The sequence below is a fragment of the Mesorhizobium sp. B2-7-1 genome, from assembly GCF_006440735.1.
Classification (GTDB): Bacteria; Pseudomonadota; Alphaproteobacteria; order Rhizobiales; family Rhizobiaceae; genus Mesorhizobium.
The window spans coordinates 51,960-71,679 of sequence record NZ_VFUA01000023.1 but is presented as its reverse complement, the minus strand read 5'-3'; the positions used below and the strand labels follow the sequence as shown (position 1 = coordinate 71,679).

The 19,720-nt window shown below is 64.7% G+C and carries 20 protein-coding genes; 3 read left to right on the top strand and 17 right to left on the bottom strand.

Features of this window, described 5'->3' with window-relative positions; translation table 11 throughout:
* The first annotated feature begins 173 nt into the window (after nt 1–173).
* The gene (locus FJ471_RS12030) at nt 174–1,025 is read left to right on the top strand and encodes a sugar phosphate isomerase/epimerase (RefSeq protein WP_140803371.1); all 852 of its coding nucleotides are present in this window, start codon (nt 174–176) and stop codon (nt 1,023–1,025) included.
* A 214-nt stretch (nt 1,026–1,239) separates the two neighbouring features.
* On the opposite strand, the gene phnE (FJ471_RS12025) is transcribed toward FJ471_RS12030, so the two are convergent.
* From phnE (FJ471_RS12025) to FJ471_RS11985, 9 genes are all read right to left on the bottom strand, one after another.
* On the bottom strand, nt 1,240–2,598 hold the full coding sequence (phnE, locus tag FJ471_RS12025) for a phosphonate ABC transporter, permease protein PhnE (RefSeq protein WP_246684695.1): 1,359 nt from the start codon (nt 2,596–2,598) through the stop codon (nt 1,240–1,242).
* A gap of 13 nt (nt 2,599–2,611) precedes the next feature.
* Nucleotides 2,612–3,565, bottom strand: coding sequence for a phosphonate ABC transporter, permease protein PhnE (gene phnE, locus FJ471_RS12020; RefSeq protein WP_140803369.1), 954 nt, complete (start codon nt 3,563–3,565; stop codon nt 2,612–2,614).
* Between the two features lie 161 nt (nt 3,566–3,726).
* A complete protein-coding gene (phnD, locus tag FJ471_RS12015; protein WP_140803368.1) occupies nt 3,727–4,635 on the bottom strand; it encodes a phosphonate ABC transporter substrate-binding protein in 909 nt (302 codons plus the stop codon).
* Nucleotides 4,636–4,775: 140 nt separating this feature from the next.
* Nucleotides 4,776–5,633 (bottom strand): phosphonate ABC transporter ATP-binding protein, encoded by an 858-nt coding sequence (gene phnC, locus FJ471_RS12010; protein ID WP_140803367.1) that lies wholly within the window; start codon nt 5,631–5,633, stop codon nt 4,776–4,778.
* A 174-nt stretch (nt 5,634–5,807) separates the two neighbouring features.
* A complete protein-coding gene (locus tag FJ471_RS12005; protein WP_140803366.1) occupies nt 5,808–6,518 on the bottom strand; it encodes a DUF1868 domain-containing protein in 711 nt (236 codons plus the stop codon).
* A gap of 65 nt (nt 6,519–6,583) precedes the next feature.
* Complete coding sequence (locus FJ471_RS12000; RefSeq protein WP_140803365.1) at nt 6,584–7,195, bottom strand: DapH/DapD/GlmU-related protein; 612 nt, start codon at nt 7,193–7,195, stop codon at nt 6,584–6,586.
* A complete protein-coding gene (phnL, locus tag FJ471_RS11995; protein WP_140803364.1) occupies nt 7,192–7,899 on the bottom strand; it encodes a phosphonate C-P lyase system protein PhnL in 708 nt (235 codons plus the stop codon). Before phnL ends, FJ471_RS12000 begins: the two co-directional genes overlap by 4 nt.
* A 2-nt stretch (nt 7,900–7,901) precedes the next feature.
* Nucleotides 7,902–8,678, bottom strand: a complete 777-nt coding sequence (phnK, locus tag FJ471_RS11990) for a phosphonate C-P lyase system protein PhnK (RefSeq protein WP_140544515.1) — start codon at nt 8,676–8,678, stop codon at nt 7,902–7,904.
* The gene (locus FJ471_RS11985; RefSeq protein ID WP_140803363.1) at nt 8,675–9,574 is read right to left on the bottom strand and encodes an alpha-D-ribose 1-methylphosphonate 5-phosphate C-P-lyase PhnJ; all 900 of its coding nucleotides are present in this window, start codon (nt 9,572–9,574) and stop codon (nt 8,675–8,677) included. Before FJ471_RS11985 ends, phnK begins: the two co-directional genes overlap by 4 nt.
* Before the next feature lie 59 nt (nt 9,575–9,633).
* On the opposite strand from FJ471_RS11985, the gene FJ471_RS11980 reads away from it, so the two are divergent.
* Nucleotides 9,634–9,831 (top strand): hypothetical protein, encoded by a 198-nt coding sequence (locus FJ471_RS11980; RefSeq protein ID WP_140803362.1) that lies wholly within the window; start codon nt 9,634–9,636, stop codon nt 9,829–9,831.
* Between the two features lie 2 nt (nt 9,832–9,833).
* Here FJ471_RS11980 and FJ471_RS11975 read toward each other — a convergent pair whose 3' ends face one another.
* Genes FJ471_RS11975 through phnG form a run of 3 tightly spaced genes read right to left on the bottom strand, consistent with a single transcriptional unit; the run spans nt 9,834 to nt 12,023 of the window.
* Nucleotides 9,834–10,949 carry a carbon-phosphorus lyase complex subunit PhnI gene (locus FJ471_RS11975; protein ID WP_140803361.1) on the bottom strand — a complete coding sequence of 372 codons (1,116 nt, stop codon included), beginning with the start codon at nt 10,947–10,949 and terminating at the stop codon, nt 9,834–9,836.
* Between the two features lies 1 nt (nt 10,950).
* Complete coding sequence (gene phnH / locus FJ471_RS11970; RefSeq protein ID WP_140803360.1) at nt 10,951–11,562, bottom strand: phosphonate C-P lyase system protein PhnH; 612 nt, start codon at nt 11,560–11,562, stop codon at nt 10,951–10,953.
* Complete coding sequence (phnG, locus tag FJ471_RS11965) at nt 11,562–12,023, bottom strand: phosphonate C-P lyase system protein PhnG (protein WP_140803359.1); 462 nt, start codon at nt 12,021–12,023, stop codon at nt 11,562–11,564. The genes phnH and phnG overlap by 1 nt, the downstream gene beginning before the upstream one ends.
* Before the next feature lie 141 nt (nt 12,024–12,164).
* On the opposite strand from phnG, the gene phnF reads away from it, so the two are divergent.
* The gene (gene phnF, locus FJ471_RS11960) at nt 12,165–12,911 is read left to right on the top strand and encodes a phosphonate metabolism transcriptional regulator PhnF (RefSeq protein ID WP_246684694.1); all 747 of its coding nucleotides are present in this window, start codon (nt 12,165–12,167) and stop codon (nt 12,909–12,911) included.
* A 185-nt stretch (nt 12,912–13,096) separates the two neighbouring features.
* Here phnF and FJ471_RS11955 read toward each other — a convergent pair whose 3' ends face one another.
* The 5 genes from FJ471_RS11955 to FJ471_RS11935 form a co-directional block, all read right to left on the bottom strand.
* Nucleotides 13,097–14,113: a zinc-binding alcohol dehydrogenase family protein gene (locus FJ471_RS11955; protein WP_140803357.1), complete on the bottom strand. Its 1,017-nt coding sequence runs from the start codon at nt 14,111–14,113 to the stop codon at nt 13,097–13,099.
* Nucleotides 14,114–14,183: 70 nt separating this feature from the next.
* Nucleotides 14,184–15,149 (bottom strand): ABC transporter permease, encoded by a 966-nt coding sequence (locus FJ471_RS11950; RefSeq protein WP_140803356.1) that lies wholly within the window; start codon nt 15,147–15,149, stop codon nt 14,184–14,186.
* Nucleotides 15,146–16,699: a sugar ABC transporter ATP-binding protein gene (locus FJ471_RS11945; RefSeq protein ID WP_140803355.1), complete on the bottom strand. Its 1,554-nt coding sequence runs from the start codon at nt 16,697–16,699 to the stop codon at nt 15,146–15,148. The genes FJ471_RS11950 and FJ471_RS11945 overlap by 4 nt, the downstream gene beginning before the upstream one ends.
* Before the next feature lie 156 nt (nt 16,700–16,855).
* Nucleotides 16,856–17,851, bottom strand: coding sequence for an ABC transporter substrate-binding protein (locus FJ471_RS11940; RefSeq protein WP_140803354.1), 996 nt, complete (start codon nt 17,849–17,851; stop codon nt 16,856–16,858).
* A 342-nt stretch (nt 17,852–18,193) separates the two neighbouring features.
* Nucleotides 18,194–19,699 (bottom strand): altronate dehydratase family protein, encoded by a 1,506-nt coding sequence (locus FJ471_RS11935; RefSeq protein ID WP_140803353.1) that lies wholly within the window; start codon nt 19,697–19,699, stop codon nt 18,194–18,196.
* Nucleotides 19,700–19,720 lie beyond the last annotated feature (21 nt).

Sequence of the window (19,720 nt, the reverse complement as noted above, 5' to 3'; positions counted from 1 at the left end):
AATTGCAAGAGCAATTCGGGGCAATCCGACCTCTCCCCGAGGGGAGAGGAGGCGCTGGCGTCAGCGCTAAGTCTCTTCTCCCCTTGGGGAGAAGGTGGCCGCGAAGCGGCCGGATGAGGGGGAGTGTGCGGCGTAGCCCGGAGTTGGCCGGCCGTCAGAGGGAGGGGGTGTCGATGAAGATCGGCATGTGCATGTTCTTGTGGACGACCAGCGTCTCGAAGAAGCACGAGGCGCTGCTGAAGGACATCAAGGCGACCGGCTTCGACGGCGTCGAGATACCGGTCTTCGTCGGGGCACCCGACGACTACAGGAGGCTCGGCGAGATGCTCGACCGCATCGGCCTGGAGCGCACCGCGGTCTCGGCCATGGGCGATCCGGCGATGAACCTGATCTCGCCGGACGCCGCGACGCGCAAGGCCGGCATCGACTACATGAAATGGGCTATCGACTGCAGCGCGGCCCTCGGTGCCGACACCCTCAGCGGGCCGCTGCATTCGACGCTCGGCGCCTTCTCCGGCAGCGGGCCGACAGCGGCCGAGAAGAAGCGCTCGGTCGCCTCGCAGCGCGCCATCGGCGACCATGCCGGCAAGAAGGGCGTGACCGTCGGGCTCGAAGCGCTCAACCGCTTTGAATGCTACCTCGTCAACACTATGGCCGACCTGTCGGAACACATTGACGCGATCGACCGGCCGCATATCAAGGCGATGTACGACACTTTTCATGCCAATATCGAGGAGGCCGACCCGATCGGCGCCTATACGAAGCATCGCCGCAATGTCGTCCATATTCATATTTCGGAGAACGACCGTGGCGTGCCGGGGCGCGGCAACATCCCGTGGAAGGAGACTTTTTCGGCCATCCGCAAAAGCGGCTATGACGACTGGCTGACCATCGAGGCGTTTGGACGCTCGCTGAAGGATCTGGCTGCTGCGACGAAGGTGTGGCGCGACTTTGCCGAGAGCCCGGAGGCGGTTTATCGCGAGGGGTACAAGCATATCAGGGATGGGTGGAGGAAGGCGGCTTAAGCTCCTCCCTCGTCATCCACGGGCGAAGCGGACGCGGAGACCCGAGGATCCATTCCGTGATGTAGACGCCCCGCGACGAAGCAGAATTCTGCACCGCTGTATTCTACGGCTTAGGTAACGGAATGGATCCTCGGGTCTGCGCCGCGTCGCTTCGCTCCTTGCTCCGCCGTGGATGACGAAGCGCGCGGGTGGCCACCGGCAGCGATGGCGTCCGTTATCCCCGCTCAGCCTGCAGCCTGTTGTAATCATGCAGCGTGCGGCTCAGCCTTCGGCGCAGGAAGTTTGAGATGTTGTCGAAGATGAAGACGACGAGCAGCGTCAACAGCACCATGTAGAAGACGTTGGCCCAGTTCGAATTGGTGCGCATCGCTTCCCATAGTTTCAGGCCGATACCGCCGGCGCCGACGGCGCCGATGATGGTGGCGCCGCGGGTGTTGGACTCCCACTGGTAGAGCGTTTGGCTGATGAAGACCGGCACCACCTCCGGCAGCACGCCGTAGCGCTGCACCAAAATGCCGTTGGCGCCGGTCGAGAGCACGCCTTCGCGCGGCTTGTCGTCGATGTTCTCGAGCGCCTCGGAATAGGTTTTGCCCAATGTGCCGATCTCGGTGAAGAAGATCGCCGCACTTCCGGCCAGCGGGCCTGGGCCGAAGGCGCGGGTGAAGAACAGCGCCCAGATCAGCATGTCGACCGAGCGCATGAAATCGAAGAAGCGTTTCAGCACCTGGCTCAGCACGCCGCTCGGCGTGATGTTGCGGGCGGCGAAGAAGGCGAGCGGGAAGGCGACGATGCCGCCGAGCAGCGTGCCGAGGAACGCCATGACGATGGTCTGCAGGAGTTTCGTCCAGACATCGCCATGCTGCCACTGCGCATTGTTCCAGATGTTGTCGGCGGCCAGAGCGAGGTTCGACGTGCCCGGCTGAAGCTCAGGCCCGGAGAGGATCAGCGAGATGACCTCACCGGCCGGCTTGCCGAAGAAGGGCGAGCGCGTGTCGAAGACGAAATTCGCCCAGCCGAGGAAGCGCTTGCGCACCTTGACGCGGTCGACGGTGACGCGCACCTCGCCGGCAAAGCCCATCTTGGCGACGATCTCGTCGTCATGGACGGTCACCCAGTCGGGCACCGGACCTGCGACCACCGGCTTGCCGCTTGTCAGCGATATCGGCACGGTCACGCCATTGGCCGTGATCGCCGCCCTGGTCTTGTCGAAGGTGACGGATTTCGCGTCGCCGTCGATCCGGACCGTGAAGGTGCTGTCAGGGTTCTTGGTCACCCAGTCGGGATTTGGATTTTCGCCGAGCGCCGAGAAGCGCGGATATTTCGGCGTGATCTCAGGCTGGTCGAGCCGGAATTCCGGCTGCAGGTCATAGCTGATCCACTGCGACAGGAAGAGCGGCAGGCGCTCCCAATGCGACTCGCGCAGCACCTGCGGCAGGCTGAAGAACCATAAGGCATAGGCGAGATAGAGCACCGTGCCGGCGATCAGCAGCAGCGGCCAGAAGCGCTTGTAGGCGGGCCGCTGGAATATTTGCGGATGGCGGTCCTCGATGGCCTTGACTTCATCGACAGTCATTGTCGTCGCCATATCAAGCGCTCATCAGGAAGGCCTGCTCGCCGACGAGCTTGCGGCGCAGCCAGGCGGAGAACTGGTCGACGAGGAAGATGGTGATGAAGAGCAGGAGCACCAGCGCCAGCGTTTTGGCGCCGAAGCCGCGCGAGATGGAGAGCTTCAGCTCTTCGCCGATGCCGCCGCCGCCGACCGCGCCCATGATGGTCGAGATGCGCACGTTGATCTCGATCCTGAGCAGCGTATAGGACATGAAGTTGGGCAGAACCTGCGGCAGGTCGGCGAAGCGCACGCGCTCGAACCAGTTGGCGCCGACGGCGCGCAGGCCCTCCTCCGGGCGCATGTCGATGTTCTCGTTGATCTCGTAGAACAGCTTGCCCAGCGCGCCGATCGAATGCAGGCCGATGGCGATGATGGCGGCGACCGGGCCGATCGAGACGATGGCCGCGAACAGGCCGGCAATGACGATCTCGGGGAAGGCGCGCAGCAGTTCCATGAAGCGCTTGACGACGAGCCGCAGGATCGGGTTCGGCGTCAGGTTGCGCGCGGCGATGAAGGAGAAGGGAACGGCGAAGACGAAGCCGATGAAGGTCGAGACCAGCGCCACGTTCACCGTGGTCAGCATCAGCTCGAAATATTCGGGGATGTAGAAGCCGCCCCAGACATAGACGCGGCCGAGCGGGAAGTTGAATTCCTGCGTGCCCTTGTCGTTGGGCGAGGCGATGTCGAACAGCGCCCGCCAGACGTCGTTCCAGTCCTTCGGGACCAGCCAGCTCAGGAAGTCGAGGATATGCGGCAGCCGGTCGAAGAAGTGGCCGGCATTGGCCTCGTCGGCGAACCACATGGTCGCGAACATGGCGACAAGCAGCAGGCCGACGCCAAGCGCGGTGTAGAAGCGGCGCAGCGAGGTCTGGCGCCGCCAGGCGTCGGCCTGCTGGCGGGTGGCGTCGGAATGGAGTGTCGCTGATGTCATGATCGGGACATGCAAAAAGGGCGGCGCCGCCGCATCGGCCCGAAAATCGAAATTCGATTTTCGGAAAGTCCGATACGGCAACCCAAAGTGCCAAAGCGTACTTTGTGCGTCCAAGTGGACGCACGTCGCTTTGGTGGGCGCCGCCCTTTTTCCTGATGCCTTCAGCCGCCGATAGCGGCTTTGCGGGCTTCGACGATGACGTTGTAGAATTCCGGCTTCACCGGAACATAGCCGGTGAAGTCGCCACCCTCGACGCCTTCGAAGCAGGCCTTGTCCTTGGCCGGCAGGGCGGTGAAGAAAGCGGTAAGCTTGGCGGTCATGTCGTCGCCCAGCGCGGTGCGCACGACCAGCGGGCCGTTCGGGATCAGGCCCGAGCGCCACACTTCGACGAAGTCGTTCGGGTCGACGGCGCCCTTGGAGACTTCCTTGTGGAAGGTGCCGGAGGTGTAGCCGTTCTTGAAGTCGCCGATGCCGGAGGAATCGTCCACCGCCACGTCGACCTTGCCGTCGCGCACGGCCAGCACGTTGTTCTCGTGGCCGCCGTTGAACTGGGTCGAGGCAAAGTAGGTCTCGTTGGAAGCGCCGGTGTCCTTCGGAATCTGGGTCAGCGGGATCAGGTAGCCGGAGGTCGAGTCCGGATCGGCATAGCCGAGCTTCTTGCCCTTGGCCGACTTGATGTCGGTGATGCCGGAGGACTTCAGCGCCAGGCCGATCGAATAATAACCGGTCGAGCCGTCGGTCTGCTGGGTGGTGAGGATCGGGGTGACGGCCTTCGGGTCCTTGATATAGACACTGGCGTAGCCGGACGCGCCGAGTTCGGCGAAGTCGAGCGTGCCGCCGAGCAGGCCCTGGATGACGCCGTCATAGTCGGCGGCCGGGAACAGCGACACCTTCTCGAAGCCGAATTCCGTCTTCAGGTGGTCGGCGAGGCACTGGTAGTTGCGCAGGCGGTCGGTCTCGTTCTCGCCACCGAGGATGCCGACGCGGAATTCCTTGACGTCAGCTGCGTGCGCGGCGCTTGCCGCCATGGCGAGCAGCGAAACCGCCCCAAAAACCATCTTCCTGAACATTTCGATCTCTCTCCTGTTGTTCCGGCTGCGCGCCGGCGGCGTTCTGATTTTTTCAAGTCTTGCCGTTGACGCTGGCGGGCGATCCGGGTTGCTCTGCTGAAGTCCACGATGCCCGGGCCGGCTGCGGCCGGGCGGTGGAGTCAGTAGCCAGGAAAGGCTGGTTCGAGCGGTCCGGCGGATGCGGTGATCTTCGGCTTGATGGTCACGCTGGTCGACGTGATGGCCTCGGAGATTTCGGCACCGCTGGCATCGGCGCCGTAGACCGTGCGCACGGCGTCGCGGTCGAGGTCTTCCGGGGCGCCGTCGAAGACGACCTTGCCGGCAGCCATGCCGATGATGCGGTTGCAATAGGCGCGCGCGGTGTCGAGCGTGTGCAGGTTGGTGACGACGGTGATGCCTTCGCGCAAATTGATGTCGCGCAGCGAGTCCATCACCACCTTGGCGTTGAGCGGGTCGAGCGAGGCGATCGGCTCGTCGGCCAGAAGCACTTTCGGCTGCTGCATCATGGCGCGGGCGATCGCGACGCGCTGCTGCTGGCCGCCGGACAGGGTGCCGGCCGGCTGCAGCGCGGTGCGGGCGATGTCGAGGCGCTCGAGCGCGGCGACCGCCTCGGCGCATTCGGTGCGCGTGAACATGCCGAGCAGGTTGGAAACCGTCGAGCGATGGTTGAGGCGGCCGAGCAGGACGTTGGTCAAGACGTCGAGGCGCGGCACGAGGTTGAATTGCTGGAAGATCATGGCGCAGTCGCGCTGCCAGCGGCGCAGCGGCGAGCCCTGCAGTCTGGAGACCTCGGCGCCGTCAAAAAAAATCGACCCCTGGCTGGGATCGATGAGACGGTTGATCATGCGCAAAAGCGTCGACTTGCCGGCGCCGGAACGGCCGATGACACCGACCATCTGGCCGCGCGGGATCGAAATGTTGATGTCGCTGACAGCGGTGTTCTTGCCAAATCGTCGGGTTACGCCGCGGATCTCAAGCGTGGCCGATGATGCTGACATACCAAAACTCCAGTCCGTCGCGCTTTTGCAGGTCTGTTAACCTTCGCTAGCGCAGGCCGATGAAGCTGGGGTGTCGGATTGATGTCAGTTTTGTTACGAGTCACAGGCCATCCTTGTTCATGCATGTCGTTATCCCGAAACCGGGCCCATTTTCGGGAGACATGCATCAGAAATTCAACCAACCACCAGCAATTCCTCGAAATGCTTCATGTCGCTGAAACTGCAGAATGCCGGCGGCCTGAGCTCGATCATCGGGGCCTCGCGCTCGAGGAACGACAGACAGTCATCGAACAGGTCCTGCCATGCCGCGGCTTGCTCGTCGGCAAGGCGGCGGATCTGGTAGGCGAAGGTGATGTGGAAGGCATAAGTCTCGTGGTCCGGATGGCTATAGCCGAACGGCACGGATAGCGCATCGCGCCAGGCTTTCAGGATCTGGCTGTCTTCCGCGGTGGCGCCGGCGACGGTCAGACCGGTCGGCACGACTTCGACAATTTTCACCTTGAAGGGGCCGTGGCCTTCGAAGCCTTGCAGGCGTTCGAGATAGAGGCGGGTCATGTCGTCGATGCCGGTGTCGAGCGGCACGTCCGATGGCCAGTAGGGGAGGCGGCGCCGGTATTCGATGATGCCCTGGAAGAGCGTCATGTGCAGGCTGGAGGTCGGCGTGAAGGCGAGGCGATCCGCATCGGGCATGGCCAGCATGCGCTCGCGCACCTCGATGACAGCGGCTTCGGAAGGTGAGCCCTTGACCAGATGGCTAACAACCGTGTTGCCGGGTTCGAGGAGGAAGTTGCCCGACGCGTCATAGCGAGTGCCGAGATGGGTGGGCGGCGTCGGGTTCGTGCCTTCGAAAAATCCGGCGAGCGAAGGTCTGATTGTGTCGAGCATGGCGATCTCCCGGGGAAGAAGACCTCCTGTCCGAGTCCTGTGTCAGATGTGTGAAAGGAGGTCGCTCAACCGCCGTGTTTCTCGAGAAATGCCTCGGCCTCCAGCTCGCGGAAATCGTCCAGCGCGGCGCGCAGCTTCGCGTGGTCCCAATCCCACCAGGCTAAAGCCTGGTAGCGCTCGGCGGTGCGGCGGTCGAAACGCTCGCGGATCGGCTTTGCCGGCACGCCGCCGACGATGGTGTAGGGCGCGACGTCCTTCGACACCACCGCGCCCGCGCCGACCGCCGCGCCGTCGCCGACGGTGACGCCGGGCAGGATGGTCGAGCCGTGGCCGAGCCAGGTGTCGTGGCCTATGGTGACGCGCCTGGCGCGGCGCTGCGCGAAAAACGCGCTTTCATGTTCGGCATCGTCCCAATAGTCGGACGCGCGGTAGGTGAAGTGATGCAGAGTCGGCCGCCATGTCGGATGATTGGTGGCGTTGAGGCGGACGCTTGCCGCAATGTTGGAGAACTTGCCGATGGTCGCGCACCACACGGCGCAATCCTGCATCATGTAGGAATAATCGCCGAGATCGCATTCGGCGACGCGGCTGCGCTCGGCGATCTCGGTCCAGCGGCCGAGCGTCGAGTTCTCGACCTGCGCCGTCGGATGGATCAGCGGCGTCTCCGAAAGCTTCATGCGGCGATCTTTCCGGCGGCGAACGCGGTGACGTCGATGACGCGATCGGCCGCCGCGTCGCGCACGTCGAGGTCGTGGAAGATGCCGAGCAAGGCAACGCCCGCCGCCTTCTTGGCGGCGATGAGCTCGACCACGACATCGCGGTTCCTGGCGTCGAGCGAGGCGGTCGGCTCGTCGAGCAAAAGGATCGGATGCTCGGTGATGAAGCCGCGCGCGATGTTGACGCGCTGCTGCTCGCCGCCCGAAAAGGTCGCGGGCGGCAGGGCCCAGAGCTTTTCCGGCAGGTTGAGCTGCTGGAGAAGGGAACGGGCCTTCGCCCGCGCGCTATCCCGATCCTCGCCGCGCTCGACCAGTGGTTCGGCGACCACATCGAGCGCCGAGACGCGCGGCACGGTGCGCAGGAACTGGCTGACATAACCTATGGTGTGGCGGCGCACGGAAAGCACGGTGCGCGGGCTGGCGGAGGCGAGGTCGATCAAGCCGCCGCCATGCTGGACGATGATCTGGCCTTCATCGACGGCGTAGTTGCCGTAGAGCATCTTCAGGATCGAGCTTTTTCCCGCACCGGAAGGGCCGCCGAGCACGGCGCATTCGCCGGCGCGGATCGAGAAGGAGACGCCCGCCACCACCGGCAGCGTGACGCCGTCGCGCAGATGCATGGTGAAGCTCTTGGCGACATCGGAAACGACGAGAGGCGTAGCCATCATCACACCTGCAGGATCGAAGAAACGAGCAACTGGGTATAAGGCGCGCGCGGATCGTCGAGCACGCGGTCGGTGAGGCCGCTTTCGACCACGCGGCCGTCCTTCATCACCATCATGCGCTGCGACAGGAGCCGCGCCACGGCGAGGTCGTGGGTGACGACGATCGCGGCCAGCCCGAGGTCGGTGACCAGCCCGCGCAACAGATCGAGCAGTCGCGCCTGCACCGATACGTCGAGGCCGCCGGTCGGCTCGTCCATGAAGACGAGCCGCGGGCCGGTCACCAGGTTGCGGGCGATCTGCAGGCGCTGGCGCATGCCGCCGGAAAAGGCGCGCGGCTCGTCGTCGATGCGGTCCTCGTCGATCTCGACGCGCGACAGCCAATCGACGGCGGTGGCGCGGATCTTGCCATAGTGGCGATCGCCGACCGCCATCAGCCTTTCGCCGACATTGGCGCCGGCCGACACCGTCATGCGCAGCCCGTCGGCCGGGTTCTGATGGACGAAACCCCAGTCGGTGCGCATCAGGAAGCGGCGCTCGGCCTCGCTCATCCGGTAGAGCTCGCGCCACTGGCCGTCGCGCATGCGGTAGCTCGCGGTGCCGGAGGAGGGCAGCAGCCTGGTCGACAGGCAGTTGAGCAGCGTCGTCTTGCCGGAGCCGGACTCGCCGACCACCGCCAGGACCTCGCCCGGCCAAAGGTCGAAAGTGACGTTCTCGCAGCCGACGCGCGAGCCGTAGAATTTGGACAGCGCGGAGACGCGCAGCAGCGGTTCGTCGGTCATTCTGCCGGCTCCGTTTTCCCAGAGGCAAGATTGGTTTCGGCGGCGAGGTGGCCGTGATGGCCATCTTCGCGCCGCTTCTCGCAATGGTCGGTGTCCGAGCAGACGAACATGTGGCCGCCATGGTCGTCGAGGATGACCTCGTCGAGATAGACATTCTCGGCGCCGCAGAGCGCGCAGGGCTGGTCGAAGGTCTGGACCTCGAAGGGATGATCCTCGAAGTCGAGGCTGACGACGTCGGTGAGGGGCGGTACCGCGTAGATGCGCTTCTCACGGCCGGCGCCGAACAGCTGCAAAGCCGGCGAGCGATGCATCTTTGGATTATCGAATTTCGGCGTCGGCGAGGGGTCCATCACATAGCGGCCCTCGACCTTGACCGGATAGGCATAGGTGGTGGCGATGCGGCCGTGCCTGGCGATGTCCTCGTAGAGCTTCACATGCATGAGGCCGTATTCCTCCAGCGCATGCATCTTTCGTGTCTCGGTCTCGCGCGGCTCGAGGAAGCGCAGCGGCTCGGGGATCGGCACCTGGAAGACCAGCACCTGGCCCGCGTTGAGCGGATGCTCGGGGATGCGGTGCCTGGTCTGGATGATGGTCGCCGTCGCGGTTTCGGTGGTCACGGCGACGTTGGCGACCTTCTTGAAGAAGGCGCGGATCGAGACGGCGTTTGTGGTGTCGTCGGCGCCCTGGTCGATGACTTTCAGCACGTCATCCGGGCCGATGATCGAGGCGGTGACCTGGACGCCGCCGGTGCCCCAGCCATAGGGCATCGGCATCTCGCGCGAGGCGAAAGGCACCTGGTAGCCGGGAATGGCGATGCCTTTCAGGATGGCGCGGCGGATCATCCTTTTGGTCTGCTCGTCGAGATAGGCGAAGTTGTAGGTGGCGATGTCGGTCATGGCGATCACGTCCGCTCTGTGGTAAGGATTTGACGCTCAAGACGCGGGAGCAGATCCACATGGATTCTACCGGTTGGATGCATCTTGGCGTGCTGTTGCTGGTCTTCGCCGGCGTTGCGGCTTTCGCGCTGCGGAAGATGTTTCTCCCGGCGCCAAAGGATCCTCCGCACGGCGAGACCGTCGCCGGCGTCAGTGGCTCCGGCTCCGGCGGCGGTTCCTTCGATGGCGGCGGCGGACATTCCGGTAGCGGTCATTAAGCTCATTCCGCCGCCTCCCGCTTTTCCTCGGCGGCCTTGTCCTCGTTTTCGCGAGCTTCATATTCGGCGCGCATGCGGCGAACCAGGCCGAGTTCGGCCTGGAAGTCGACATAATGCGGCAGCTTCAGATGCTCGACGAAGCCGGTCGCCTGGACATTGTCGGAATGCGAGATGACGAACTCCTCGTCCTGCGCGGCGGCGACGACATCCTCGCCAAGCTCGCCGGCGCGCAGCGCCCGATCGCACAGCGCCATGGCCATCGCCTTGCGCTCGCTCTGGCCGAAGACCAGGCCGTAGCCGCGGGTGAACTGCGGCGGCGCCTTGGCCGAGCCCTTGAACTGGTTGACCATCTGGCATTCGGTGACGCGGATGGAGCCGAGCGGCACGGCGAAAGGCAGCTCCGGCACGTCCAGCTCCAGCTCGACCTCGCCGATGCGCACCTCGCCGACAAAGGGGTGGTTGCGGGCGTAGCCGCGCTGCGTCGAATAGCCGAGCGCCAGCAGGAAGCCTTCGTCACCGCGCGACAGCGCCTGCAGGCGGATGTCGCGCGCCATCGGGAATTGCAGCGGCTCGCGCGTTATGTCGCCGGGCACATGGTCAAGCGGCATCTCGCCGTCGACCTCGATCAGGCCTTCATGGGCAAGGATCGCGGAGACGCGCGGCATGGCTTCGACTTCGGCCGAACGTTGCGCCGGTGTCTCGACGTCGGCGCCGGCGGCAAGCTCGGGATCGAGCAGGCGGTGGGTATAGTCGAAGGTCGGGCCGAGCACCTGCCCGCCGGGTAGGTCCTTGTAGGTGGCCGATACGCGCCGCTCGAGCTGCATCGCGCCAGTATCGACCGGATTGGTGTAGCCGAAGCGCGGCAGCGTGGTGCGGTAGGCGCGCACCAGGAAGATCGCCTCGATCATGTCGCCGCGCGCCTGGACGACGGCCAGTGCCGCCAGCTCGCGGTCATAGAGCGAACCTTCGCTCATCACGCGGTCGACGCCGAGCGCCAACTGCTCGACGATCTGGTCGAGGCGCAGCGCCGGCACCGTGCGGTCGCCGCGACGGCGATCGGCAAGCAGGCGATGCGCATTGGCAATGGCGGCCTCACCGCCCTTTACCGCGACATACATGTCATGCCTCCATCGTTCTGATGCGGGTGGTGCGCGGCAGGCAGGCGAGGCTGCCGGGCGCCGCCAGGATGATGTCGACCCCACGCGGGAAACGCTGGTTGTTCTGCTTCCACTGCTCGACGAAATGGCGCGGCATGCCGGTCGGCGCGATCATCGCCGTCTTCTCGATGCCGGGGCCTTCGAGCAGCAGCGTCGGGCCGGAGCCGAGATCGCCGGTGAGCAGGATCAGCGTCGTCGAGCGGTCGGGATATTCCTGCGTGCCTTGCGCAAAACCGTCGAGCGCCGGCATCTCCTTCGGATTGGCGATCAGGGCGAAATGCGCGTCCGTGGGCGTGTTGGCCAAAGGCGCGCCGGTGTGGAAGCCGAGCCAGGCCTTGACCGAAGCTTCCGCCTGCAGTGCCTGATCGAGCCAGACCGGCGTGTCGTTGTCGCAGAGCGCCAGCGCCACGGCGCCGGCCGTCGCCGACAGCGGCGCCGGCGGGCGCGCGAGCTGCGGCAGGGCCTGGACGGAGCCAGGGCGCGCCATCGCGTCCATGATGGCGCGGAACACGACTTGCGCGTTGAAGACCGGCTCGGTGAAGCCGCCATCGATCGATTGCGTGGCGATGTTCATCAGTCCTCTCCGCGCACCATGGTGAAGAAATCCACTTTCGTGGCCGCCGTCTCGACACGCCGGGTCTCGCGCGCCGCATCGAGCGCCGCACGCAAGGGTGCGGCCAGCTTCGTCTCGACCGCTTCGCGATGCGCCGGGTCCTGCCAGAGCGCGTCGGCGATCGCCGCGAGCCTGGCCTTGCCCTTGTCGCGGCCGAGCGCATAGGAATGGCCGACCTGTCCGGACGGCAGCCGCACCGTGGCGCGGGTGACGGTCGCCTCGCCGACATTGAAGGGCGCGCCGCCGCCGCCGATCCGCCCGCGCACCGTCACCAATCCGGTCTCCGGGCCGCGCAGAAGCTCGGCCTCGGAAGGCAGGCCCGACTCGTTCCAGAGACGGGCGATCTCATCGGCCGCGGCATGCGCCAGCGTCGCCATCAAGGCCTTTCGCCCGGCCTGCTCGCGCGCTTCCTGTCCTCGCATGGCATCGCTCCCTGCATCCATAAAATTTGTCTATTGATATAGACAACTATACAAATTATACTTACCTCCTACCGAGAGTCCATGACGGGTGGATGACAGGCGCGGAAAATTGCCCGGGCTGGCGAAGAAATGGGGGGATCAATGGCTGGATTGGCGAGCAGCATCGAAAGGCGCAACGGCGTGTCGCTGTGGCGGCAGATCGCCGACAAGATATTGCAGGGGATCGCGGGCGGCGATTTCGCCGAGAATGCAGCGCTGCCGCCGGAAATGGCGCTGGCCGAACGTTACGGCGTCAACCGTCATACGGTGCGCAGCGCCATTGCCGCGCTTGTGCAGGATGGCGTGCTGAGGGCCGAGCAGGGGCGCGGCACCTTCGTCTTGTCGCGCAAGCGGCTCTCCTATCCCATCGGCGCGCGCACGCGCTTCTCGACGGGGCTGCAGGGGCAGACGAGCGAACGGCACATCGCGCTGCTGTCATCCGCGACGGAACCGGCCAGCCGGCGCATCGCCGAGGCGCTGGGCCTTGCCAAGGGAGCAGCCGTCATCCGCCTGGAGACGCGCGGCGAGGCCGACGGACACCCGGTGTCGCGCGCGACGACCTGGTTCGACGCCAAGCGCTTCGCCGGCATCGAGGCGGCAATGGCCGAAACGGGATCGATCACCGCCTCGCTCAAGCGTTTCGGCATCAACGATTATCTGCGGCAATCGACGGTGCTGTCGGCACGCCATGCCGATGCCGACGACCTTGTGGCGATGGAGTTGCAGCCTGGCGCCATCGTGCTGGTCACCGTCGCCGTCAACGTCACGCTCGACGGCCAGCCGATCCAGTTCGCGGAGTCGCGCTTTCCGGCGGAGCGGGTGGAGCTCAGGCTGTCGGCTGGCGATTAGGTCTTCGGCATCGTCATCTTCGGACGATAACCCCAGAGGTCGTCATCCACGGGCGGAGCGACGCGAAGCGGAGCGCAGACCCGAGGATGACGAGACGACAAAGGTTTCGGCTAACCGCAAAGGCATGCGCTCTGCCAAATCCCCGCACCGTCACTACCGAATGTTTGCGTCAGAAGAGCCGTGTCCTACCCCACCTCGATGACAGCCTTAATCAGCCCCGACTTCTCATGCGTCCATCTGGCGAGATCGCGCGGCGTTGCGGCGAGCGTGGTGCGATGGGTGACGAGCTTGCCCAACGGCACGGCGCCGTTGCGGATCGAGGCCGCGACATGCTCGAAATCGGCCTTCAGCGCGTTGCGGCTGCCGACCAGCGTCATCTCGCGCTTGTGGAATTCGGGGTCTGAGAAGGTGATGTCGTCCTTGACGACGCTGACAAGCACCAGCGTGCCGCCATGCGCGACGTGGGCGAAGGCCGATTGAACCGACGCCGTGTTGCCGGTCGCGTCGAACACGAGGTCGAACCCTTCGCCGCCGGTCGCCCGGCTCACCAGGTCGGCGGCTGTCGCCTTCGAGCTGTCCAGCGGGGCGAAGCCGAGTTCCTTTTCGGCGAAGCCGAGACGCTCGGCGCTCATGTCGAGCAGGCTGACATCCAGTCCGGCGATGCGCGCGAAGATCGCCGTGCCGAGGCCGATCGGTCCGGCGCCGATGACCAGCGTTCGCGCACCGGGCGCGCCAAGCGAGCGGCGCACCGCATGCGCGCCGATGGCAAGGAATTCCACCGCCGCGGCGTCGGCCAGCGACAGGCCGTTTGCCGGATAAAGGTTCTGCGCCGGAACCAGGACTTCCTCGCACATGGCGCCGTCGCGGTGGACGCCCAGCACCTCGATCTTCATGCAGCAATTCGGCTTGCCGTGCCGGCAGGCGATGCATTTGCCGCATGAAAGATAGGGGTTGATGACGACCGGTTCGCCGACGGCGAGATCGACGCCTTCGCCCTTCTCGACGATAATGCCGGAAACCTCGTGGCCCATGACGCGCGGATAGGCGAGGAAGGGATGCTTACCTTCGAAGATGTGGTAGTCGGTGCCGCAGATGCCGACATGGCTGACCGCGACGCGCGCCCAGCCGGGCGGCGGCGCGCCAGGCGCGGCGCGGTCTTCAAGGATAAGGTCGCCGGGCGAGCGGCAAACGACGGCTTTCATTGAACAGATCCAGCAAAAAAGGGCGCCGGCCTCGGTCTGGCCGGGCCGGCGCGTTAGTTTCAGGGAGAAGTCATTTGCCCCGGCGGCGCAGGCCGTCGAAGTAGACGATGACGATGATCAGTGCTCCGGTGATGACGCGCTGCCAGAAGGTGTTGACGTTGAGCAGGTTGGCGCCGTTGTTGATCGTCGAAAGGATGAAGGAGCCGATCAGCGGCCCATGCACGGAACCGATGGCGCCGAACAGCGAGGTGCCGCCGATGACCGACGAGGCGATGGCCTGAAGCTCGTATGTGTCGCCCTGTGTCGGGTTCCCGATGCCGATGCGCGAGGCGAGCAACACGCCGACGAAGGCAGCCAGCAGGCCGGACAGGACATAGGCCATGTAAATGGTGCGCGGCACGTTGACGCCCGACAGGCGCGCCGCCTCCGCATTGGAGCCTACCGAGAAAAGATAGCGGCCCCAACGCGTGTGATGCAGGAAGATATAGGACGGCACGGCGACCAGGATCACCATCCAGAACAGGTAGGGGATGCCGGCCAGCGAGCCGCGCGAGAACGCCTGGAACGGATCGCTGTTGATCGAGATCGAGTTGCCGTTGGTCATGAGCAAGCCGATGCCGCGCAGCGACGTCATCGTGGCAAGCGTGATGATGAAAGGCGGCAGGCCCATCTTGACGATGCCGAAACCATGGAACAGGCCGATGGCGACGCCGACGAGCAAGGTAACGAACACGGCGGCCCAGATCGGCCAGCCTGCATTGATGAGCAGGGCGACGATGACGGTGGTGAAGCCGACGATGGCGCCGACCGAAAGGTCGATGCCGCCGGTGATGATGACGAAAGTCTGGCCGACGGCCAGGATGGCGATCAGCGAGCCCTGGCGCAAAAGATTGGTGATGTTGAGCGCCGTGGCGAAGGACGGCGTGGCGAAAGCCAGCACGATCCACATCAGGAGCAGAAGGCCAAGCAGGGTCAGGCCGAAGAGCGCGTTGAAATTGCGCTTGGGTTTTTCGGCGGGGATCGCCTCGGTGCTCATTTTTGTCCTCCCGACTTTTCTTGTTTCTCGGCCAGAGCCTGACCCAAAATGTCCTCGTGGCTCGCGGTGCGGAACCCATGCGTGGCGACCAGCTTGCCGCGCCGGAACACGTGCAGCGTGTCGGCAAGCTCGTAGACTTCCGGCAGATAGGACGAGATCAGGATGATGCCGGCGCCCTTGGACAACAACGTCGAGAAAAGGCGGTAGATCTCGGCCTTGGTGCCGACATCGACGCCCACCGTGGGCTCGTCGAAGATGAACAGCTTGGCGCCATGCGCCAGCCATTTGCCGATGACTATCTTCTGCTGGTTGCCGCCCGACAGGCTGGAGGCGAGCGCATTGCGCGTCGGCGTCTTGATGCGCAGGTCGGCGATCTGCCGATCGGCTTCCACCTTCTCCTTGGCACCGGAGATCAGCAGGTTGCTCGAGATGCGCTTGTAGATCGGCAGGTTGAGGTTCATGCCGACCGGCAGGTTGAGGCACAGGCCCTGGTCGCGGCGGCTTTCCGGCGCCAGCGCCATGCCGAGCCTTATAGCATCGTGCTCGGAATTGACCTGGACCTCCTTGCCTTGCCAAAAAATCTGGCCGGCAGACTTTTTGTGGCGGCCGTAGAGCGTGGTGACGAACTCGCTGCGGCCGGCGCCGATCAGGCCGTAGAGGCCGATGATCTCGCCGGCGCGAACGGTCACCGAGACGTTCTCGAAGCCTTTGCCCGAGAGGTTCCTCGTCTCGACGATCGTGGCGCCGGGGGTGAAATGCTCCTTGTGGTAGATCTGCTCGATCGAGCGGTTGATCATCAGCTTGACCAGCTCGGGCTCATCGGTCTCGGCGATGTTGCGGGTGCCGACCAAAGTGCCGTCGCGCAGCACGGAGACACGGTCGGCGAGCTCGAACACTTCCTCCATGCGGTGGCTGATATAGATGATGGTGACGCCTTCGCCCTTCAGCCGGCGGATCAGCTTGAAGAGCTGGTCGGCTTCCTTGCGGGTGAGGTAGGCGGTCGGTTCGTCGAAGATCAGGAATTTCGTGCCGCGCACGGTGGCGCGGGCGGCGGCGATCAGCTGCTGCTGGCCGATGGTGAGGTCGCCGAGCACGACATGCGCCGGCAGGTCGAAGCCCAGCCCGTCGATGATCTTCTGCGCTTCCTTGACCATGGCGCGCTGCTGCAGCAGGCCGAAGCGGGACTCTTCCTCGCCGAGGAACATGTTGGCGGCCACGGTGAGGTGGCGGCACAGCACCACCTCCTGGTGGACGGCGTTGATGCCCAGCGCCATCGCCTCGTACGGGGTGGCCAAAGCCGCCGGCTTGCCTTCCCAGATGACCTCGCCCGAGGTGCGCGGCATGACGCCGGTCAGAAGCTTGATGAGGGTCGACTTGCCGGCGCCGTTCTCGCCGACGATGGCGTGGATCTCGCCCGCCTTGAAGGCAAGGTGCACGGGCTTCAGCGCATGCGTGCCGGGATAGCGCTTTTCCAGCCCGTTGAGCTCGAGGATCGTCCTGCCCGGCTGCAGCGTTGGGGCGGGGTGCAGGTCCTGCGCCGTCGACGTCATGACAATCCTCCCAGATTGGTCTCAACCATTGGGTACGCAGCGATGCGTCTGACGCGCATCTTGGAGTCGGAGCCTAAATCAGCCCGGCGAATTTCGAAATCGCCTGATGGATGTTTCCGAGGCGCGAGGCCCCGGAAACGATTGTCGCGACGCCGCTCAGTTGAGCTTCGGGTTGAGCAGCGCGTCGATCTTGGGATCCTTCATATTGTCCTTGGTGACGAGGTTGGCGCCGGTATCGACATTGGCCTCCACCTTTTCGCCCTTCGAGGCGGCCAAGGCGGTCTTGATGCCGTCATAGCCCATCCGGTACGGGTCCTGGACGACGAGGCCGGAGATGACGCCGTCATTCAGGAACTTGATCAGCTTCTCGTCGCTGTCGAAGCCGATCAGCGCCACCTTGCCGCCGAGATTGTTCTCGGCGATCGCCTGGCCGACGCCCTGCGCCATGATCAGGTTGGAGGCGAAGATGCCCTTGAGGTCCGGATTGGCGGTGATCAGGTCGGTCGCGATGTTGAGGCCGGTGGTGGCCTGGCCGTCGGCGTATTTGTCGGCGACGAGCTGGAGGCCCGGATACTTGGCCTTGATCTGTTCGATGAAGCCCTGCTTGCGCTGCTCGAGCGAACCGGCGCCGGGAAGAGCCGTGATCAGCGCGACCTTGCCTTCGACCTTGCCGCCATTGGCGGCGCCGATCGCGGCGGCCAGACCGTCAGCGGCGACGCGGCCGCCCTGGACGTTGTCTGTAGTGAGGAAGGAGGTGAAAGCCTTGGAGTCGGCGCCGGAGTCGATGCCGATGACCTTGACCTTGGAAGCCGCCTCGTCGATCGGCTTGCCGAGCGCCTTGAACTCGGTCGGCGAGATGACGATGGCCGCCGGATTGCTGGCGACGGCGTTTTCGAGGATCGAGATCTGGCCGTTGACGTCGGTTTCGGCCTGGGCGCCGAGCTCCGGCACGTTGATGCCGAGATCCTTGCCGGCCTTGCGGGCGCCGGCCAGAACGATCTGCCAGTAGAAGGAGGTCGTATCCTTGACGATGATCGGAATGGTCACATCCGCCGCCGAAGCGGGCGCGGAATGCATCACGCCGGCAAGCATCGATGCGGCGGCCAGGGCCACGAAAGCACGGCGGTTGAGAAGGCTGGTCACGAATTTCATTAGGTTCCTCCCTAAAGTCGCCTGGTGAAGGTTTCGGAAGCTCCATCTGGATAGGCGCGGCCCAAACAGAACTTTATCAATAAAAAACAGATGCCGCTTTTTGATAGAGCATCGCCATGGCCGATGCAAGCGGTGTCTGTTGCCGTTTGTGTGATGCGGGATGAGCTTTGGCCGGCTCCTCCCCGGCAGCACATGGGCGCTTCCGTTCCTCCTTGACGATATGGAACGATAATTTCACCAAACTGTCAATATGGAATATTCATTCCATCATGAGGTTGCGCGGTCGTGAAGGCCGGCGTCCTTGCAGTTGGCAGCGCTTCCGCGGCGATAAAGGTCGTCGGGCTAAAGCGTCGCGCCGAGATGCCAGGGCACGAATTCGTTGTCGCCGTAGCCGAACGCTTCGCTCTTGGTCTTGTGGCCGGACGCCGTATCGATGATCAGTTCGAAGATCTCGCGGCCCATGCCGGCAATGGTCTTCTCGCCCGAGGCGATGACGCCGCAATTGACGTCCATGTCCTCTTCCATCTGGTGGTACATGGTCGAGTTGGTGGCGACCTTGATCGATGGCGTCGGGCGGCAGCCAAAGCAGGAACCGCGGCCTGTGGTGAAGACGATGATATTGGCGCCGCCGGCGACCTGGCCGGTGGCCGAGACCGGGTCGTAGCCGGGCGTGTCCATGAACACCAGGCCGTGGCCCGAAACCTTCTCGGCATAGCCGAAGACGCCGTTGAGCGGCGTCTGGCCGCCCTTGGCGACCGCGCCCAGCGACTTCTCGAGGATCGTGGTCAGGCCGCCGCGCTTGTTGCCGGGCGAGGGGTTGTTGTCGATCGAGGCGCCGTGCTTGGCGGTGTGCTCCTCCCACCATTTCACGAAGCCGTCGAGCTTGGCGGCGATCTCGGGCGAGGCGGCGCGATAGGCAAGCAGATGCTCGGCGCCGTAGATCTCGGTCGTTTCCGACAGGATGCCGATGCCGCCGCAGCCGGCCAGGATGTCGACAGCGGCGCCCAACGCCGGGTTAGCGGTGATGCCCGACATGCCGTCCGAGCCGCCGCATTGCAGGCCGACGACGATCTCGCTGACCGGGATGGGCTCGCGCTTGAGGTGGCCGACTTCCTCGGCGATCTCGGTGAGCACGCCCATCGCCTTCTCGACCGATTTGCGCGAGCCACCGGCCTCCTGGATGTTGAAATGACGTTTTCCCGCCGCCACGCCCTTCTGGCCGTAAAGGGTGAGCTGGTTGACCTCGCAGCCGAGCCCCACCATCATCACGCCGCCGAAATTCGGATGGCGCGCATAGCCGGCGAGCGTGCGGTGCAGAACCATCATGCCGTCACCGGTGCCGCTCATGCCGCAGCCTTGGCCATGGACGATCGGCACGAAGCCGTCGATGCCGGGATATTTCGGCAGAATCGTGCGGTTGGCTTCGTCGGCAATGGCGTGGCAGACGGTGGCCGAACAATTGACGCTGGCGACGATGCCGATGAAGTTGCGCGTGCCTGCGCGGCCGTCGGCGCGGCGGTAGCCCATGAAGGTGCGCTTGCGGTCTGCCTCGGTGGCGTGCTCGGCCTCGCTTGGCGGCACCACCGGCAGGCGGCCGCTCTCAAAGACCAGATTGTGTGAATGGACGTGCTCGCCGGCCGCGATGGCTTGCGTGGCGCGGCCGATCGCCTGCGCGTATTTCACCACCGCTTCGCCCGCGGCGATCGGCCTGATCGCCACCTTGTGGCCGGGCTCGATCGCCGCGACCGCCTCGGCACCGCCTGGCAATGCGGTGCCGATCTCGATGCGGCCATTGGCAACGGCGACGTTGTCGGAGGGGGAGAGGAGGATGATGTTTGCACTGGTCACGGGCGGCTGTCCTGGGTGATT